The 18,341-nt window shown below is 75.9% G+C and carries 17 protein-coding genes; 9 read left to right on the top strand and 8 right to left on the bottom strand.

What is annotated here, in order from left to right; translation table 11 throughout:
* Positions 1-111: 111 nt before the first annotated feature.
* On the bottom strand, positions 112-1,857 hold the full coding sequence (locus D1781_RS09380; protein ID WP_199706654.1) for a gamma-glutamyltransferase family protein: 1,746 nt from the start codon (positions 1,855-1,857) through the stop codon (positions 112-114).
* Positions 1,858-1,955: 98 nt separating this feature from the next.
* Between D1781_RS09380 and D1781_RS09375 the strand changes: the two genes are divergently transcribed.
* Positions 1,956-2,498, top strand: coding sequence for a YbaK/EbsC family protein (locus tag D1781_RS09375; RefSeq protein ID WP_119482055.1), 543 nt, complete (start codon positions 1,956-1,958; stop codon positions 2,496-2,498).
* A gap of 11 nt (positions 2,499-2,509) precedes the next feature.
* Here D1781_RS09375 and D1781_RS09370 read toward each other — a convergent pair whose 3' ends face one another.
* Positions 2,510-4,051 (bottom strand): GMC family oxidoreductase, encoded by a 1,542-nt coding sequence (locus D1781_RS09370; protein WP_233551230.1) that lies wholly within the window; start codon positions 4,049-4,051, stop codon positions 2,510-2,512.
* Positions 4,048-5,418 carry an alpha/beta hydrolase gene (locus D1781_RS09365; RefSeq protein WP_199706538.1) on the bottom strand — a complete coding sequence of 457 codons (1,371 nt, stop codon included), beginning with the start codon at positions 5,416-5,418 and terminating at the stop codon, positions 4,048-4,050. The genes D1781_RS09370 and D1781_RS09365 overlap by 4 nt, the downstream gene beginning before the upstream one ends.
* A gap of 391 nt (positions 5,419-5,809) precedes the next feature.
* Here D1781_RS09365 and D1781_RS09360 point away from each other — a divergent pair, with 391 nt between their 5' ends.
* From D1781_RS09360 to D1781_RS09345, 4 genes are all read left to right on the top strand, one after another.
* Positions 5,810-7,186: an HNH endonuclease signature motif containing protein gene (locus D1781_RS09360; RefSeq protein WP_158590048.1), complete on the top strand. Its 1,377-nt coding sequence runs from the start codon at positions 5,810-5,812 to the stop codon at positions 7,184-7,186.
* Positions 7,187-7,401: 215 nt separating this feature from the next.
* The gene (locus D1781_RS09355; protein ID WP_158590047.1) at positions 7,402-8,244 is read left to right on the top strand and encodes an alpha/beta fold hydrolase; all 843 of its coding nucleotides are present in this window, start codon (positions 7,402-7,404) and stop codon (positions 8,242-8,244) included.
* Between the two features lie 50 nt (positions 8,245-8,294).
* Positions 8,295-9,125, top strand: coding sequence for a DUF6882 domain-containing protein (locus tag D1781_RS09350; protein WP_119482051.1), 831 nt, complete (start codon positions 8,295-8,297; stop codon positions 9,123-9,125).
* A gap of 103 nt (positions 9,126-9,228) precedes the next feature.
* Complete coding sequence (locus tag D1781_RS09345; protein WP_158590046.1) at positions 9,229-10,020, top strand: universal stress protein; 792 nt, start codon at positions 9,229-9,231, stop codon at positions 10,018-10,020.
* A 9-nt stretch (positions 10,021-10,029) separates the two neighbouring features.
* Here the strand turns inward: D1781_RS09345 and D1781_RS09340 are convergent, their stop codons facing one another.
* Positions 10,030-10,785 carry an SDR family NAD(P)-dependent oxidoreductase gene (locus D1781_RS09340; RefSeq protein ID WP_119482049.1) on the bottom strand — a complete coding sequence of 252 codons (756 nt, stop codon included), beginning with the start codon at positions 10,783-10,785 and terminating at the stop codon, positions 10,030-10,032.
* 96 nt (positions 10,786-10,881) lie between these two features.
* Here D1781_RS09340 and D1781_RS09335 point away from each other — a divergent pair, with 96 nt between their 5' ends.
* Positions 10,882-11,352, top strand: a complete 471-nt coding sequence (locus tag D1781_RS09335; RefSeq protein WP_119482048.1) for a hypothetical protein — start codon at positions 10,882-10,884, stop codon at positions 11,350-11,352.
* A gap of 2 nt (positions 11,353-11,354) precedes the next feature.
* Here the strand turns inward: D1781_RS09335 and D1781_RS09330 are convergent, their stop codons facing one another.
* Both D1781_RS09330 and pdxH read right to left on the bottom strand, forming a co-directional pair.
* Complete coding sequence (locus D1781_RS09330) at positions 11,355-11,747, bottom strand: ester cyclase (RefSeq protein ID WP_119482047.1); 393 nt, start codon at positions 11,745-11,747, stop codon at positions 11,355-11,357.
* Positions 11,748-12,004: 257 nt separating this feature from the next.
* Positions 12,005-12,703, bottom strand: coding sequence for a pyridoxamine 5'-phosphate oxidase (gene pdxH, locus D1781_RS09325; RefSeq protein ID WP_233551228.1), 699 nt, complete (start codon positions 12,701-12,703; stop codon positions 12,005-12,007).
* A 9-nt stretch (positions 12,704-12,712) separates the two neighbouring features.
* On the opposite strand from pdxH, the gene D1781_RS09320 reads away from it, so the two are divergent.
* On the top strand, positions 12,713-13,177 hold the full coding sequence (locus D1781_RS09320) for a hypothetical protein (RefSeq protein ID WP_119482046.1): 465 nt from the start codon (positions 12,713-12,715) through the stop codon (positions 13,175-13,177).
* 211 nt (positions 13,178-13,388) lie between these two features.
* On the opposite strand, the gene D1781_RS09315 is transcribed toward D1781_RS09320, so the two are convergent.
* The gene (locus D1781_RS09315) at positions 13,389-14,222 is read right to left on the bottom strand and encodes an alpha/beta fold hydrolase (RefSeq protein ID WP_119482045.1); all 834 of its coding nucleotides are present in this window, start codon (positions 14,220-14,222) and stop codon (positions 13,389-13,391) included.
* 61 nt (positions 14,223-14,283) lie between these two features.
* On the opposite strand from D1781_RS09315, the gene D1781_RS09310 reads away from it, so the two are divergent.
* Positions 14,284-15,012 carry a glutamine amidotransferase-related protein gene (locus D1781_RS09310; protein WP_119482044.1) on the top strand — a complete coding sequence of 243 codons (729 nt, stop codon included), beginning with the start codon at positions 14,284-14,286 and terminating at the stop codon, positions 15,010-15,012.
* Between the two features lie 2 nt (positions 15,013-15,014).
* Here the strand turns inward: D1781_RS09310 and D1781_RS17340 are convergent, their stop codons facing one another.
* The gene (locus D1781_RS17340) at positions 15,015-16,859 is read right to left on the bottom strand and encodes a hypothetical protein (protein ID WP_158590045.1); all 1,845 of its coding nucleotides are present in this window, start codon (positions 16,857-16,859) and stop codon (positions 15,015-15,017) included.
* Positions 16,860-16,980: 121 nt separating this feature from the next.
* Here D1781_RS17340 and D1781_RS09305 point away from each other — a divergent pair, with 121 nt between their 5' ends.
* On the top strand, positions 16,981-18,225 hold the full coding sequence (locus tag D1781_RS09305) for a GAF domain-containing protein (RefSeq protein WP_158590044.1): 1,245 nt from the start codon (positions 16,981-16,983) through the stop codon (positions 18,223-18,225).
* The last annotated feature ends 116 nt before the right edge of the window (positions 18,226-18,341 follow it).

Here is an 18,341-nt window from a genome sequence, read left to right as displayed (position 1 = left end):
CCGCTGATCGAGGTGCGAGCGCAGCGAGCCTCGAGATCACGCCGCGGTTGGTCTCGAGGCTCGCTGGCGCTCGCACCTCGACCGGCGGAGGAGGAACGAGGAGGAGGCGGTTCAGCGGCCCGCGGCGTAGCCCTGCATCGCGCGGGCGTTCGCCGCTGCGTGCAGCACGCCGGTCGCCGGGTCGCGGCCGACGGTCGTCAGCCGGCCGAGCACCTGGTCGCCGGCCCGCGTCACGACGTGGCCGCGTGCCTCCAGCTCCCGGATCACGCCCTCGCCGAGCCGGTCCTCGACGACGAGGCCGCCCGGCTCCCACGTCCGCGGCCAGAACGAGCCGGGGAACGAGGTGGTGTGGAACGCGGGCGCGTCGATCGCCTGCTGCGGGCTCCAGCCGCCCACGAGGGTGCGCAGCAGGTACAGCAGCTGCCACTGGTCCTGCTGGTCGCCGCCCGGGGTGCCGAGCGCCGCGACCGCGTGCCCGTCGCGGAGCAGCAGCGTCGGGGTGAGCGTCGTCCGCGGCCGACGGCCCGGCGTCAGCGTGGTGGCGGTGCCCTCCTCGAGCCAGGTCATCTGCAGCCGGGTGCCGAGGCAGAACCCGAGACCCGGGATCGTCGGGGAGGACTGCAGCCACCCGCCCGACGGCGTCGCCGCGACGATGTTGCCCCAGCGGTCGACCACGTCGAGGTGGCACGTGTCCCCGCGGAGGTCGCCGGTCGACTCGATCGTGGGCTCGCCGACGCCCGCGACCCCGGCCGCGTACTCCGCGGCGGTGCGGAGGCGGACCAGGGCGGGTCGACCGGGGCCGGTCCCGGGCCGGAGCTCCGCGGAGGCGCGGGGCCCGATCAGCGCCCGGCGGTCGGCCGCGTACCCGGGGGAGAGGAGGCGCTCGAGCGGCACGTCGCCGTCGTCGCCGAACCACGCCTCCCGGTCCGCGAGCGCGAGCTTCATCGCCTCCGCGATCGTGTGGGCGCCGTCCGCGGTCGACGGGTCGAGCAGGGCGTCGTCGAGCGGCTCGAGGATCGCGAGCGCCGCCAGCAGCGCGGGTCCCTGCCCCCACGGCCCGCTCTTCGCGACGGTCGTGCCGCGGAAGTCGAGCACGGCGGCGGGCTCGAAGCCGGCTCGGAAGCCGGCGAGGTCCTCGGCGCGGAGCACGCCCGCGTGGTCCCGGCCGTCGCTGTGCCGGTGCGGGGCGCGCACGAAGGCGTCGATCTCGCGGGCGACCCGCCCGGTCGCCCAGGCGTCCCTCGCCGAGCGGACCCGGTCGGCGCGGGAGGCGGCGGGCCCGAGCGCGTCCCCGGCGGCGACCAGCTCCTCGAGCACGCCCGCCCACGGGCGGTTCGTCACGATCTCGCCGGCGACCGGCGGGGTGCCGTCGGGGTGCAGCCAGTGCGCCGCGGAGGTCGGCCAGTGGTCGCGGAAGAACGACGCCATGGCCGCGATCGCGCGGGCCGGGCCGACGGAGAGCGGGTGGCCGTCGCGGGCGAGCGCGAGGGGGATCCCGAGCACGTCCCGCAGCTCCCACGTGCCGTGCGTCTCGAGCAGCAGCAGCCACGCGTCGACCGCGCCGGGCACGGTCGCCGCGAGGGCGCCCGCACCGGGCACGAGGTCGAGCCCCTCCGCCCGGTAGCGCTCGAGCGTCGCGCCGGCCGGTGCCGGGCCCTGCCCCATGAGCACGACCGGCGTGCCCGGGTCCTCCGCGGTGGCGAGCAGCGCGACGAGGTCGCCGCCGGGCCCGTTCAGGTGCGGCTCGACGAGGTGGAGCACGAAGGCGGCGGCGACGGCCGCGTCGAACGCGGTGCCGCCCCGCTCGAGCACCGACTGGCCGGCGCCGGTCGCGAGCCAGTGCGTCGTGGCGGTCATCCCGAACACGCCCTGCAGGTCCGGTCGGGTGGTGAACTCGGGCGGCGGGGTGAACGGCACGGGGCAAGCCTGCACCGCCCGTCCGGCAGGATTCCGGCGTGACCGACTTCGTGCTCGGGGGGCTGTCCGGCGTGCCGGCCGGGACCCGCCCGGACCTGCTGGCCGAACCGACCCTCGCCGCGCTGACCTCGCTCGGCCTGCTCGACGCCGTCGGCGTCGTCGAGATCGATCCCGCGATCTCCGACACCGCCGCGACGCAGGAGGCCTACGGCCTGGAGGCGCACCAGCTCGTCAACTGCGTCCTCGTCGGCGGCCGCCGAGACGGCGAGGAGCGCGTCGCCGCCGCCCTCGTGCCGGCGTCGAAGCGCGCGGACGTCAACGGCTTCGTCCGCCGCCGCCTCGACGTGCGGAAGGCGTCCTTCCTCCCGCACGAGACCGCCGTCGAGGCCTCCGGCATGGAGTACGGCGGCATCACCCCGATCGGGCTGCCCGCGGCGTGGCCGCTGCTGCTCGACGCGGACGCCGCCGAGGAGCCGCTCGTGGTGATCGGCTCCGGCGTGCGCCGCTCCAAGCTGCTCGTGCCGGGCGCCGTGCTCGCGGGCCTCCCCGGCGCGGAGGTCTCGGCCGACCTCGCCCGCTGAGCCCTGAAGGACTAGCGGCCGAGGAAGCGGTCGGCCGTGCGGAGGGCGAGCGCCATGATCGTCAGCGCGGGGTTGGCGATCAGCGAGCTCGGGAACACCGAGTTGTCGCAGATGTAGAGGTTGTCGACGTCGTACGAGCGGCCGTTCGGGTCGACGACGGCGGAGTCGCGGTCGTCGCCCATCCGGCAGGTGCCCTCGGCGTGCGCGGTGCGGTTCAGCACGAACACGTCCTTCGCGCCGGCCGCCTCCCAGATCGCCTTCATCGTCGTGACCGAGTGCGCGTCGAGCGCACGCTCGTTGTCGCTGAAGGAGAAGTCGATCCGGGCCCGCTTGAGCCCGACCTCGTCGACCTCGTCCACGAGCGTCAGCCGGTTCGACTCCGCAGGCAGGCACTCGCCGTTCACACCGATGCCGGCGAACGAGTCGTAGTGCTCGAGCAGGTCCATCAGCCGCTCGCCGCGGATCCCCGACCGGGCCATGGAGGTCGCCAGCGTGACCGGCAGCACCCCGAGGCTCTGGATCAGGTAGCCGCCCGCGAAGTCCTTCTCCTTCGGCCGCACGAAGTCCTCCGAGATGAGGGAGGAGGGCCAGCCGCGCCACATCCGCGTCGGCCGGTCGAACCGGCCCCACACCTGCGCGGCCGGGTGCGCCATGTAGTTGCGGCCCACCTGCCCGCTCGAGTTCGCGAGGTCGAGGTTCAGCAGCAGCCGAGCGGACTCGACGCCGCCGCCGCAGAGGAACACGTTCCGCGTCCGCTGCCGGTGGTCGACGCCGTCCTTCCGGTACACGACCGCGGTGATGCGGCCGGTCGCGTCCCGCTCGAGGCCGTGGACCATCGCCCCGGCGCGGATCTCGGCGCCGTGCGCGACGGCGAGCGGGAGGTAGGTGACGTCCATCGACGCCTTGGAGGCCACCCGGTCGCCCTGGTGCGTGGCCCCGCTGTTGATCGCGCCGGCGCGGACGCCGAAGTGCGGCTGCTGCACGTCCCGCGACACGATCGCGGCGGGGGAGTCGGTGGTGCGGATGCCGAGCGCGTCGCAGCCCGCGGCCATCAGGTCCGCCGGGGCGTTCCGCGCGACCGGCGGGAGCGGGTACCTCCGCGCCGGGTCCCAGGGGTAGTCGGCGGGGCCGGACACCTGGATGAAGCGCTCGACCTCCTCGATGTACGGGATCAGCTCGGCGTGCGTGATCGGCCAGTCGACGCCGGCGCCCTGGTCGGAGGCGAGGCGCAGGTCGCGCTCGTCCGGCCGCGGGCAGAAGGCGCCCCAGTGCAGGGTCGAGCCGCCGACGCCGATGCCGGAGTTGTTGCCGCCGAAGGCCTCCGGGTCGGTACCGCCGGAGAGCCGCTCGCTCGTCCAGTAGATGCTCGCGGCGTCGATCTCGTCGGGCGTGTGGTCGGTCGGCTCCCAGTTCGGACCCGCCTCGAGCGCGACGACGGAGAGCCCCGCCTGCGCGAGCCGCGCGAGGATCGGGGCGCCGCCGGCACCCGTGCCGATCACGACCGCGTCGACCTCGTCCGTCTCGGCGTGGTGCCGCATCCCTGTCAGGTTCACGCCTGCAGCTCCTTCCCGGTGCGCCAGTCGCGCTGCCACGGCTCCCACTCGCCCGCGTGGGTGGTGGAGAACCCCTGCTTCCTCGGCCCGTCGCCGCCGTCGGCGAAGCCGTCGTAGCGGATCCACGCCTGCGCGGCCGGGTGCGAGAGCCACATCCGCACCGCCTCGGCCTGCACGTCCTTCAGCCAGAGCCGCATCTGCGACCCGGTGAGGCGCCCGTCGGCGTCGGAGCCGATCCCGCCGTCCCAGACGCGGTCGAGCACCGCCTCCTGCGCCGCGCCGGTCAGGGCGGCGAAGTCGGGCACCTGCTCGGCGAGGGTGTCGAGCCCCTGCCGCCACGCCTCCGCGTCCGGCGGCAGCTCGGCGAAGCGCCAGCCGTCGCCGTGGCCCGCCGCGAACTCCGCATCGATGCGGCCCGCGATGTCGAGGTCGGTGCCGCGCTGCGGCAGCACGCGCGCCACCAGCACGGTGAGCAGCGCGCGCTGCGCGGGGGAGAAGACGCGCGGGGCGTCGCCGGGGCCGTCGAGCCGGCGCATCATCACGCGACGGGTGCGCGCCGAGACGCGGTCGGAGGCGATCAGGCGCGCGAAGGCGGGCGGCAGCGCCGCGGTGCCCTCGACCCGCGCCGCGAGACCCGTGACGAACCGGGCGACCTCGCCGGGGTACTGGAGGAGGGAGTCGTGCCCCGCGCCGTCGACCTCGTGCACGACGGCGTTCGGCACGTGCGGCAGGTTCAGCCGCTCCTGGTTCACGGCGCCGAGGTCCGGGTCCTCCGCGCCGACCACGATCGCCGTCGGGGTGCGGAGCACGCCGACCTCGTCCGACCAGTCCTCGAGGCTGCCGCGCCGAAGCCATTCGAGCCAGGCGACGCGGCTCGACCGCTGCACGTCGGCGATCGCGGTCTCGCGGACCGCGCCGGGGATCGGGCCGGCCGTGTTGGCGTGGATGTACGCCGCCGCATCCTCGGCGGAGATGGTGCCGGAGGCCCACCACTGCTCCATCAGCGCCCGGCGCTCCTCCGCCATCGGCTCCGGGCCGGGCGTGGAGGCGTCGACGAGCACGAGCCCCGTCGGCGGGATGAGACCGTGCTCGGCCCGCTCGGCCCATGCGGTGACGATCGTCGCGATCTTCCCGCCCATGCTGTGGCCGGCGATCAGCCACTCGTCGGGCTCGCGCTCGCGGATCCGCGCCGCGACCCACTCCGCGGTCTCCCGCACGGTGAGCAGCGGCGACGCCGCGTTGTCGCCGTAGCCGGGTAGGTCGAGCGCGACGACGTCGAGGCCGTCCCCGATCGCGTCGATCACCCCGTCCCACGAACGTGCGCTGAGCCCGAGGGCGTGCAGCAGGAAGAGGGTCGGTCGGGCCACTCGCGTCCTCTCGTCGAGCGCCCCCGCGGGGGCGCCTGGACACTCTGCCGCACTCCGGCACCCCGATGCTGTCAAGGGCTCGATCCGGCCCCGTCCGCTGGCCGAGGTGCGAGCGCAGCGAGCCTCAAGACCACGCCGATCCGCGAGCCTCGACACCACCCCTCCCCGCTGGTCGAGGTGCGAGCGCAGCGAGCCTCGAGACCACTGCTTCGAACTTGCTCCGGATTCGTGCCGCACCGACGCCGGCGAAGCGGCAGGAATCCGGAGCAAGTCGGTCCGTTTCAACCGCACTCGTCCGTTTCCCCCGCACTTGGACACGCCGTTCCACTGAATGGAAAAGTCCTGGCCCAGACCGGGATGCGATGTCGGTGGCCCATGCTCGAATACAGGCATGAACCGGAACGCGGAGGCCCTGCAGCAGCAGGTCGACGCGTACGTCCGCGGGTTCGACCGCGTCTCCGCGGGCGGCCGGTTCGACGACGCATCCTCAGACGGGCCGGTCCGGCTGCTGACCGACCACGAGCTGCTCGAAGCGACCGATTCGGTGAGCCGACTCCTCCGCCTGGCGGAGTCGGAGAGAGCGAAGCTCGCCGGTGAGATCGCCCGCCGCAGCGAGATCCGCGACGAGACGAACCTCGCCCGCACGATGGGTGCCGCGAGCCCGGCGGCCCTGCTGGCCCAGGTCGCAGGCATCCCACGCGACGAGGCCGGGACCATCACCGCGCTCGCCACGGCGGTCCGGCCGCGCGAGGGCATCGACGGGACACCGCTGCCGGCCAAGCGCGCCCACGTCGCGGCAGCGCTCGAGGCGGGCTGCCTCGACGTCTCCGTGGCCGCAGCGTTGGTCCGGTCGCTGAAGAAGGTCGAGAACGGCCTGACCCCGCTGGAGCTGGAGGAGCTGGAGCGGCAGCTCGTCCAGCGCTCCCAGGAGGGCTACACGGCCGACGAGCTACTCGAGCACTTCCGGCTCGTCCCCGCCTACGCGCACCCCGAGGGCAACGGCCCCAAGGACGACGAGCTCGCCGGTCAGGCGACCGTCACGAAGCGGAAGCTCGACAACGGACTCACGCGATGGGTGCTCGACCTCGACGCGCTGACCGCGGGGTTCTTCGAGACCGCGCTCGACGCCAACACCTCGCAGCGCAGGTTCCAACTCGTGCTCGACGACGCACCCAAGCTGGACGACAAGGACCTCCGTCCGTTGAACAAGAGGCGGGTTGACGGAGTCCAGCGGATCGCGAAGAAGGTCCTCAAGATCGACGACGGACACGTCGCCGGCACCGCGGTCACGATGCTCGTCACCATCAGCGAGGAAGCCCTCCGCAGCGGGATCGGCCACGCGCTGCTGCCGGGCTGCATGGAGACGATCTCGGCCGCGACCGCCCGCATGCTCGCGGCTGAGGCGGAGATCATCCCCGTCGTGCTCGGCGGTGACAGCCAGCCCCTGGACCTCGGAACCGGCCGCCGGTTCTTCTCCGAAGCCCAGCGCCGGGCGATGGCGGTCCGGGACCAGGGCTGCGCGGGCCCGAACTGCGACGCACCGCTGTCCTGGTGCGACGCCGCGCACATCGACCCGGCCGGGTATGGCTCGACGTCGATCGAGAACGGGATCCTGCTCTGCTGGCGATGCCACCGGTTGCACGACGAGCACGGGTGGCAGGTGCAACGGGAGGACGGGAGATGGTGGTGGACACCGCCGCCGCATGTCGATCCACGCGGCAGGCGCCGGCCGGGAGGGCCGGTCCCGCCGGTGAACCTGTCCGCCTGACTCAGCTCGAAGGTGCGGGGTGGTCTCGAGGCTCGCTGCGCTCGCACCTCGACCAACGGGGGTGCGGGTGCGGTGGTTGAGCCGGGCGCTCCGCGCCCGTGCCGAAACCATGACGCAGGCGAGGCGGCCCGCCGCGGGTCGATCCGGACGAAATCGGGGCAATAGGGCCGCACCGGCCGATGTGCTCCGCCGGGACCGGATGGCAGGGTGCAGGCATGACGACTGAGACGTTCGAGGTGGCACGTCCCGACGGCACGGTGCTCGCCGGGGTCCGACGGCGCCGGGAGGGTGCGCCGGTGGTGGTGTTCCTCCACGCCGGCGTCGCGGACCTGCGGTCCTGGGAGGCGGTGCTCGACGAGCTCGACGGCGACGAACTCGACCTCGTCGCCTACGACCGGCGCGGGTACGGCGGCACGCCCGGCACCGACGCCGCCTTCAGCCACCTCGACGACCTTGTGGCCGTGCTCGACGCCGTCGGCGCGGACCGGGCGGTCGTCGTCGGCAACTCGATGGGCGGCGGGCTCGCGCTCGACGTCGCGCTCACCGCGCCGGCCCGGGTCGCGTCGCTGCTGCTCATCGGCTCCGCCGTGTCGGGCATGACCGACGAGGGCGAGGACATCGCCTGGGAGGCCGACGCCGCGACGGGCGCGATCGTCGGTGCGCTCGAGAAGGCGGAGCAGGCGCACGACGTCGACGAGGCCGCCCGGCTCGAGGCGCACCTCTGGCTCGACGGGCCGACCGCGCCGGAGGGCCGGGTCGGCGGTGCGGCCCGGGAGCTCGCGCTCGACATGAACCGGCGCATCCTCAGCGCAGGCACGCAGGGGAACGCGGGCGGCACCGACCTCGACGCGTGGCACCGGCTCGGCGAGATCACCGCGCCGGCGCTCGTCACCTGGGGCGACCTCGACCTGCCGCCGGACCTGCCGTTCTACGCGCTCACCGCGGACCGGCTGCCGAACGCCACCGGCCGCGTGCTCGAGGGCGTCGCCCACATGCCCTCGCTGGAACGGCCGGGGCTCGTCGCCGACCTCGTGCGGGAGGCCGTCGCCCTCGCCTGACGCCGCGTCGGAGCCCGGCCGCGGGCCGGCGGTGCCGTACCGTCGAGGCGATGCCCGAGGTCGATCTCGTCACGCTCGCGGACGCCGGCGCGTTCGTCTCCCACGAGCACCAGTCGCACCTGGCCGACTCCGTGCCGATGCGCGACTGGCGGATCGACGGGGCGCGATCCGCCTTCGTCTACACCGACGGCGCGGGTGCGGAACGGGCCGTCCGCGCCCACTTCGTCGGCACGTCCTCGCCCGACGAGGGCACGTGGCTGTGGGGCTGGGACAACATCAACGGCTTCCCCGAGCCCTTCGTGAAGCAGGCGGAGCGCGTCCGGCGACTGGGGGAGCGGTACGCGATCCGCGAGTTCACCCACGCCGTGCTGCCGCTCACGGACGACCTGGCGCCGATCCTCGTCCGCGCCGTCAAGGCCGTCACCGGCGTCACCGCGCACTTCTCCGCACCGACCGGCAACGGCAGCACCCGCGCCTGGCTGCTGCTCGACGACCCCGTGCTCGCGCTCCCGCGTCCGACGGTGGCGCGCGCCGTCGGCGTCGTGACGAGCGCCCTCGCCGGCACCGGCACGGTCGACCACCGCCGCGCTCTCGCGGCGTGGGCGCAGCAGCGGGGCGCGACGCTGACGGAGGCGGGCGAGGACGTGGTCGAGCTGACCTTGGACGACGGCTCGCTGCAGGTCCGCTTCGACGCCGGGGGCCGCATCGCGGGGCTCGGCCGTCGGCTGCGCGCCACCCCGCGACCGCCGGAGCCGGAGCCGGAGCCGGTCGCCGTCGTCGAGGAGGAGCCGGAGCCGCTGCCGCCACCGCTGCAGGAGGCGCCGGAGGTCCTCGAGCCGGCGCCGCGACGCGGGCTGCTGCAGCGCCTGCTCGGCCTCTGAACCCCGGCGGCGACGCCGGAAGGGGCCGCCGTTCATGCGCCGGTCACGCCGGCGGACCGACGCTCGCTCCTTCATCCGCTGCGGCGGGGCGAGGAGGACGGCGATGCCGGAGCGCGTGGTGGTCGGCTGGGACGGCAGCAGGGCGGCGGAGGCGGCGCTCGACTGGGCGCTGCGGCACGAGCCGGACTGCCGGGAGGTCGAGCTGGTCGTCGCCGCGGGCCGGCGCGAGACGTCGGCCGGCAGCGCGGAGACGGCCGCGGCCCGGCTGCGGGAGGCGGACCCGGACCGCACCGTGACGGTCGCGCGCGAGCAGCGGCCCGCCTGGTCGGCGCTGGCGGCGCGGTCCGCGCCCGACGTGCTCGTCGTCGTCGGCGGCGCCGACCCGCGGGCCGGGCGGCACCGCAGCTCCACCGCCTACCGCGTCGCGGCCGCCGCGCGCGGTCCGGTCGCGATGGTGCCGGAGGGGTTCGACCACGGCCGCGACGTGGTGCTCGGCGTCGGCGACGACACCACCGCGCCGTCGGTCGCGCTGGCCGCCGCGGAGCACGCCGCCCGACGGCGCCAGCGGCTCGTCGCCGTGCACGCCTGGCGGCAGTTCCTCGACCTCGACACCATGGCCGACCCGGCGCCGGGCCACGACGCGCAGGTCGCGAAGGAGCGCGACGCCGTCCTCCGGGTCGCGCTGGCCCCGGTGGAGGACCGCTACCCGGGACTGCCGGTCGTGCACCGGGTGCTGCACGGACGCCCCGTCGACGCGGTGCTCGGCGCGGCGACGTCCGCCTCGCTGCTCGTGCTCGGCCGCGACGCGTCGGTCGACCGTCGTCGCGGCCGACCGGTCGCGCATGTCGCGCTGCTGTCGAGCCGCGTGCCGGTGCTGGTCGTGCCGCGCGGGTGAGGCGGCGGCCTACGTCTCCTGCTCGGTCGGCCGGATCAGCATCTCGTTGACGGCCTGCCGGCGGTCGCGCGTGACCATGTAGACCACGGCCTCCGCGATGTCCGTCGCCTCGAGCGGCTCCATCGTCCTGAAGCGCTCCGCCTGCGCGTCCCGGATCGGCGCGCGGAGGTGGTCGCGCAGCTCGCTGACGGTCGCGCCCGGCTCCACGAGCCCGACGCGGACGTGCCGCTTCGTCACCTCCTGGCGGAGGGCCTCGCTGAACGCGCCGACGCCGAACTTCGTCAGGTTGTAGACGCCGGACCCGGCCCGCGCGATCCGGCCCGCGGTGCTGCTGATCGTCACGACGTCGGCGACCCGGCGCTCGGCGGTCTCGGCCGCGGAGAGCAGGTGGGGGAGGGCGGCGTACGTCGTCGCGAGCACGCCCGTCACGTTCACGGCGACCATCCGCTCCCACTCCTCGTAGGGCGCCTCCTCCGCGGGGCCGAGCAGCATCACGCCGGCGTTGTTGATCACGATGTCGAGCCGCCCGGCGACCTCGACGGCCTGCGCGACGGCGGCCTGCGCCTGCGCGGCGTCGGTCACGTCCGCCTCGATCACGACGGCGTCGCCGCCGATCCGCGACGCGAGCGCCTCGAGCCGGTCGCGGCGTCGGGCGACGAGCACGAGCCGGGCGCCCTCCGCCGCCAGCGCGACCGCGGTCGCCTCGCCGATGCCGCTGCTCGCCCCGGTGACGAGCGCCACCGTCCCGTCCAGCCGTCCCGCCACGTGCGCCTCCTCGAAGTCCGCCGGAAGGCTATGCCCCCCGTTCGCGACGAAACCGTGACGTGACCCCCGCACGGGGGATGCGCCAGGATGGGCGGCATGCCCCGCCTCCTCTCCGCTGCCGAATGCCTCGACGAGTTCTTCGCGGACCGCCGCCGCGGCGCGACGGGTCACCGGCTGGCGGCCGTCGCGCGCAGCGAGCAGGTGCTGCGGACGGCCGTCGAGCGGACCGCGGAGCTCGTCCTCACGGACGACGAGCAGGTCCTCGTCGGCATCGAGCGGCAGTTCGAGCAGGTCGGTGCCGTCGCCCGCGTCATGCCGGCGCACGGGCTCCTCCTGGTCATCGAGGCGCACCTCGCCCACCTCGAGTCGCGCCCGGCCCGCAACGCCGCGCGCCGCATGGAGCTCGACACGTGCGCCGCGCTGACGCGGCACCTCGCCCGCGAGCTGCGCCACCTCGACGTGCTGCCCGCCACGCACCGGATCGAGCTCGCCCTCGCCGGCTGCGGCGCGGTCGTCCAGCGCCCGGCCGGCCCCCGCCGGCTGCTGAAGGCCCTCGGCCTGGCCTGACCTCAGCCCGTCAGCTGCGCCGTCAGCGCGACCTCGTCGTCGCTGCCGGCGTACTCGACGATCCGGCCGTTCCGCACCCGGTAGAACCCGAACGCCGCGACGCCGACGTGCCGCCCGGTCGGTCGGATGCCGCGGTAGACGCCGCGGTGCGTGCCGCGGGTGCGGAGGTGCGCGGCGACGCGGTCCTCCTCGACGACGAGCTGGATCCGCTTCCACCGGTAGTCGGGGAACGCCGCGAGCAGCTCCGCGACGTCCGCCAGCCAGGCGTCCGCGCCGGCCGGGGCACCGGCACGCCGCACCTCGGGCGCGAGCAGCTCCCGCATCGCCGCGAGGTCGTGCCGGTTGGAGGCGTCGAGCCAGTCCTCGAAGAAGCAGCGGAGCGCGTCGGGGGTCATCGGCTCCAGTCTCGCCGGATCACCGCGCGGCGGCGGCTCCGCAGAGGGGGCAGCGGGGCCCCACGATGGTCGGGTAGAGCGGCATCCCGTCAGCGGCGCAGACCGTTCGGGACGTCGACGGCCGCGTGGTCCTGTCCTCGACGTCGGTGAACACGGCGATCACGATGCCGCGCAGCGCTCGGGGAGCGCTCGGGACCCGCCCGGGGCGCGCTGGAGGACGGCTATCGAATCCCTGTGAGCGCTCACCCGTCCGGGGGTCACGGCTGGAGGCGGTCGACCTGCCACGCCGCCCCGGTGCGCGTGTAGGCGAAGCGGTCGTGGACCCGCGACGGTCGGCCCTGCCAGAACTCGATGCGGCGCGGCGTGACGAGCCAGGCGCCCCAGAAGGCCGGGCGCGGCACCTCGTCCACGCCCGCGAACCGCTCCTCGGCGGCCGCGACGGCCGCGTCGAGCGCCGCGCGGTCCGCGATCGGTGCGGACTGACGGCTGGCCCAGGCGCCGATCCGGCTGCCGCGCGGTCGCGTGGCCCAGTAGGCGTCGCTCGTCGCGGCAGGCGCGGGCGCCGCGTCGCCGTCGACCAGGACCTGCCGCTGCAGCCCGTACCAGGGGAAGAGGAGGGAGACCCGGCCGTCGGCGGCGAGCGCGCGGCCCTTGCGCGACCCGCTGTTCGTCACGAGCTCGAACCGGCCGTCGATCAGGCCCTTGAGCAGCACGGTCCGCGAGGTCGGTCCCGATCCGTCGACCGTGCCGAGCACCATCGCGTTCGGCTCGGGCAGCCCGGCCTCCTCCGCGTCGGTCAGCCAGCGCCGGAACTGCGCGATCGGATCCGCGTCCAGCGCGCCGTCCGGGATCGCGTCGCGGTCGTAGTCGTCGTGCCGGTCCATCGAGCGCACGCGCTCATCCTCGCCGACGCCGCCGACCCCCTCGTTCAGGGGATCCTCGGGAAGCTCGGGCACATTCGCAGCGTGCGCGCCCTCCCCACCGCGGACCCGTTCCTCATCGACTTCTTCGCCGACCGCCGCCGCGGCGCGCACGGCGTCCGCCGCGACCGCATCGAGCGCGTCGAGGCCGACCTGCGGCTCGCCATCGAGCTCGCGGGCGACGACGTGCTCGGCGCCGAGCAGCAGGCGCTCGTCGCCGCCGAGCGCCAGTTCGAGCCGATCGGGGCCGCGGCGCGCGTGCTGCCCGTCACCGCCCTCCCGGCGCTGCTCGACCGCTACCTGACGGATCCGCTGTACCGGCCCGTCGCCGCGGACGAGGCCCGCGACCGGCTGGAGACCTGCGCCGCGCTGATCCGGCGGCTCGCCCGGCAGCCCGAGCTGCTGCCCGCGACCCGGCTGCTGCGCCGCCTCGACGAGCGCGTGCGCATGGAGACCGCGACGCTGCAGCCGGGCCGCGCGCGGCTCCGCGCGAAGCGCGTCCGCGGCTGACCGGCGTGTCGCCCGACCGCGGCGCGGAGCCGGAGTAGACCGGCGGCACGACCCGGGCGCTGCGCGTCCAGACCGCCGGGCCGCTCGGGCCGACGACGTCGACCCGGGACGGCCGGCCCTGGAAGCCGCCCGGGTCGTGCCAATGCTCCCGGCCTCGTGGCTGCCTCCCGCTGATCGAGGTGCGAGCGAGCGAGCCTCGAGATCACGCCCGTCAGCGCTGCGCGCGGAGCCACGCGAGCAGCGCGGGGGCGTCCTCGAGCACCGAGATGTGGCCCGCGCCCTCGACGAGGTGCAGCCGCGCGCCCGGCACGGCCTCCGCGAGGCGGACGCCGTGCGACGCGGGGACCATCCGGTCGTCGGCGCCGTGCGCGACCAGCACCGGCCGGCGCACGGCCGCCAGGTCGAAGCCCCACGCGCGGCCGGCGGCGAGCAGGTCGTCCGCCTCCGCGTCGAGCCCCTGCGCCGTCGCGGCGGCGACGACGGGGCCGAACCAGCCCCACGTCCCCTCGAGCGCCTGCTCGTCCGCCGGCGTGAAGGCGGACGGATCCCACTCGCCGGTCCGCAGCTCCTCGAGCAGCGCGGCGCGCCCCGCGGCGACCGCGCGCTGCTCCCGCACGATGCCCGGAGCCATCCCCGCGAACCGGTCGAAGCCGCCGAGGTCCGGGGGAGCGGGGGAGGAGACCGCGATCGCGGCGGTCACGCGATCGGCCGCGAGCGCGGCGCAGGCGAGCGCCCGCGATCCGCCGCCCGAGTGGCCGAGCACCGCGAACCGGTCGACGCCGAGCGCGTCCGCGACCGCGAGCACGTCCGGCACGACGTCCGCGACGTCCGCCTCCGGGACCCGGCTCGAGCCGCCGTAGCCGGGACGGTCCGCGCCGAGCAGGCGGAGGCCCGGGTCGTGCGCGAGCAGCGGCTCGGGCGGCAGCCCCGTGTTCGGCGTACCGCCGTGCCACACGACGACGAGCTCGTCGTCGCGGCCCGTCGGCCCGGTGTCGTAGGCGTGCAGCACCCGCCCGCCGGCCAGCCGCAGCTCGAGCTCCTGCACCGTATGACCTCCCGTTCCCACCCTGATCGGCCCCCTCACCGTCCCCGGCTACCCTGCACGCGTGCCGAAGCCGTTCCTGCTGCTGCAGGTGCGTCCGGAGGCGGACGCCCGTCGTGACGAGCTGGCGTCGATGCGCCGCGCGAGCGGCCTGGGGGACCGGCTGCAGGCGCGCAGCGCCGATCTCGAGGAGCTGCCCAGCGACGTGGCCGACGGCGTGGCCGGCGTGCTCGTCGGCGGCAGCCCCTACTCGGTCTCGGACCCGGAGGCGGCGAAGAGCGCCCCGCAGCGCCTCGCCGAGCGGCAGCTCGCCGCCCTCGCGGAGCGGGCGATGACCCGGCAGCTGCCCGCCTTCTTCACCTGCTACGGCATCGGCGTCGTGACCCTGGTGCTCGGCGGGTCCGTCGACCGCACGCATCCGGAACCGGTGTCGGCCACCGAGAGCGAGCTCACCGACGCGGGCCGCGCCGACCCGGTCGCGAGCGCGCTCCCGGACCGCTTCACGGCGCTCACGGGCCACAAGGAGTCGGCGCCCGTGCCGCCGCCGGGCAGCGTGCTGCTGGCCACGAACCGGACCAGCCCGGTGCAGCTCTACCGCGCGGGCTCGCTGCTCGCCAGCCAGTTCCATCCCGAGCCGACCACGGCGGAGTTCGGGCGCCGCGCCACGATCTACCAGCGGCACGGCTACTTCCCGGAGACCGAGCTGCAGACGGTGCTCGCGCGGCTCGACCGGGCCGTGGTGACGGCGCCGGAACGCCTGCTGCAGCGGTTCGTGGCGCTCGCCGACCGCTGAACTCAGCCGGCCGCCGGGTCCGTCGAGCCGCTCGTGGTCGCGTCGGCCGCCGGCGTGCCGGTCGCGACGGCGTCGTCCGCGGGCGGCGTCGTGCTGTCGGAGGTCGTCGGGGTGGCGGACTCGCTCGGGGTCGACGGCGCGCTCGGCTCGGACGTCGAGGGCGCGGGCTCCGAGGACGCCGGGTCCGTGGACGCGGGAGTCGAGGACGACGGCGCCGACGGCGTCGTGTCCGCGGGCGCGCTGGACGAGGGCGTCGACGACGACGGGGCCGACGAGGTCGGGGAGGTCGGGGAGGTCGACGCGGTGCCGCCCGAGGGCCGCGGCGCCGTCGGGGCGCCGCTGCCCGGCCGCGAGGGCGTCGACGGCGTCGTGGTGTTCCGCGACGGCGTCGGCGAGGTGGCCGACGCGGCGAGGGGCGACGGCACGACCCGCGTGGGGCGCACGAACGCGGGGGAGACGGGCGCGGACGAGCCGGGAGCGGCCGGTGCCACGCGGTGGCGACCCGTGCCGGGCGTGCTCGCCCCGCGGGTCGCGGCGGCGACGGGCACGGCGCTGCCCGCGTCGTCCGCCCGATCGGCGCCGTCCGAGGCGGCGGGCCGGAGCCCGAGCACGCCGTCGTCGGCCGCGGCGGCGACCGCGCCGACGCCCGCGTCCTGCCCCGTGGGCAGGTGCGTGACGACGCCGATGAGCAGGCCCGCCAGACCGACCCCGCCGGCGACGAGCGCGACGGTGCGGCCGCGACGTCCCGACCGCGCCGCCGGGCGGGCAGCCGGTCGGTCCGTCGATCGGTCCGTCGGCCGCGGCGACGCCTGCACGGCGACGGGGCCCGTGCGGAGGGACGGGGCCGCGTCGACGACGGGTCGCGGCAGCACGGTCGGCGCGTCCCGGGTGACCGGCGCGCGGACGGGCGCCGGCGCCGAGGCGATGAGCCCGGTGGCGGGTGCGGACGTCCGGCCGGCCGCGCCGGTCGGGGCCGGATCCGGGGTCGGGGTCGGGGCGGTGGCGCGGGTCGGCGGCGCGGCCGCTCGCACCGCCTCCACCGGGACCGGGCGGGACGGCGGGGCGACCCGCTGCGCGACCGGCAGGTCGACGGCGCCCGTCGCGGTGAGCCCCTCGCGCAGCGCCGAGAGTCGCCGGGCGACCGCGAGCGCGCCGGGCCGGGCGGCCGGGTCCTCCTCGAGCATCGCCGACAGCAGCGAGCGGAGCTCGACGGGCAGCGCGGCGAGCGCCGGCCCGGCCGGCGCGGCGGCCGTCAGCAGGCGGAGCAGGAGCGCGCCGAGGGAGTAGACGTCCGCCTCCGCGCCGCGGTCGGCGGGCAGCTGCACGCCCGCCGCGGTCGCGAGGTCCGCGGCGCGGGCGCCGAGCAGCGGCGCGAGCCCGGTGTCGAGCAGCAGGGTCGTGCCGGGGCCGTCGCCCGCGTGCCGTCCCGCGGCGGGGACGACCGACTGCGGGCCGACGAGGCCGTGGACGAGCCCCGCGGCGTGCACGGCGGCGAGCGCGGTCGCGACGCCCTCCGCGATGGAGGCGGCGCGGCGGGGCGAGCAGCCGGAGGCGGGGTCGAGCACCGGCCCGGGCACGACGGGGGTCACGTACCAGCGGGTGCCGTCGTCCTGCAGCCCGGCGTCGAGCATCGGCACGACCGCGGGGGAGCCGACTACCGCGGCCCGAGCGACCGCCTCCGGGTCCGGCGGCATCCGGTCCGTCCAGCGCCCGTCGACGACGACGAGCACGGCGCGCGCGCCGCTGCCGGGGTGCACCGCGTCGCGGACCGCGCCGGCGGGCCGGCGCCCGACGACCGGCCCGGTCGTCCAGCCGCCGAAGCCGACGACGGTCGCGGGAACTACCACCGTGGGATTCCACCAGAAATCCACCGCGACCTGCCAGCCCCCGCCCCTCCGACTGGGGCGTGTCGCGGGGAACTTCCGTTCAGGAGAATCGAGGTCCATCTCACGGAAGAGGCACCTCCCCATGCTCGAGAGCCGGGCCGCGCGAGCGGCAGCCAAGCTCTGGTACACCAAGATGCTGTACGTCCAGCAGTCGGTGCCGGTGCCCCGTGATTCGCCCGTCATCACGTCGGGCGCGGCGGACCCCGACCGGGTCCTGCTGATCGGCAACGGTCCCACCCACGGCTGGGGCACCGTGACGCACGAGCTCGCCCTCACCGGCCAGCTCGCCCGGGCACTCACGCGCCGCACCACGCGGCCGACCGACATCCGGTACATCGGCGACGAGATGATGCCGATCGCCGGCGTGCACTCTTGGATCGGCGACGAGTCGCTCGCCCTCTACGACCTCGTGCTCGTCGTGCTCAGCATGAACGACGCGGTCCGGCTGACCCGTGCCGACGACTACCGCGCCGACATGACGCGACTGCTCGACCGGCTCAGCACCGAGACGAAGCCGTCCGCCCGCATCGTCGTCGCCGGCATCCAGGACGTGGACTCGCTGCCGGAGTACCGCGGCGTCGCCGCGCGGCTCGGGCAGCGCCGCGCGGACCTGCTCAACGCGATCACGCGGGAGCTCGTCGGCCGCTACGACGGCTTCTCCTACCTCGAGCACCGCACGCCGCAGGCGGAGCCCGGCCGGCCCTACGGCTCGCCGGCGCTCTACGCCGAGTGGTCCGAGGTGTTCGCCGCCGTCTGCGCGCCCGCGCTCGACGAGGCCCGCGCGCTCGACCCGTACCGCCTGGAGCACGAGCTCGTCGAGCACGAGTGGTCGTGGAAGCCGGGCGAGAAGGTCATGGCGAAGGCGGAGGACACCGAGTCGCTCGACCGCCTGGTCCAGGACGCGAAGTCGCACTTCGGCGCCGACGTCGCCTGGGTCAGCCTCATGGACGGCGACCGGCAGTTCTACCTCGCGAACACGTCCCCGGCCGGCCGCGGCGCTCCCGCGGACCTCTCCATCTGCCAGTACACGATGGAGGGCGACGAGCCGCTCGTCATCGAGAACGTCCTGCGCGACGAGCGCACCAAGGACTCGCCGATGGTCGACCTGTCCCAGCTGCGCTTCTACGCGGGCGCCCCGATCAAGAACGAGCAGGGCGAGAACATCGGCACCTTCTGCGTGCTGAACGTGCTGCCGAAGTCGAAGAGCTCGGTCGACGAGGACGACCTCCGCGACTGGGCCTCCCGGGCGCAGGGCGAGATCCTCAAGATGGCGTCCGCGGGGGAGTCCGCCGCGAAGCCGTCGAAGGGCGCGCGGACCGCCCGCTGAGCACGTCAGGAACGGCCGGTCGCGCACCCGCGCGGCCGGCCGTTCCGCATGCCCGGCGGGTCCAGGGCGCCGCCCCCCTCCCGGGGAGCACCACCGCGAGGGGCGCCCCCTCTGGG

It is taken from the genome of Amnibacterium setariae (genome assembly GCF_003581425.1).
Classification (GTDB): Bacteria; Actinomycetota; Actinomycetes; order Actinomycetales; family Microbacteriaceae; genus Amnibacterium; species Amnibacterium setariae.
This window is presented reverse-complemented; position numbering and strand designations above follow the sequence as displayed.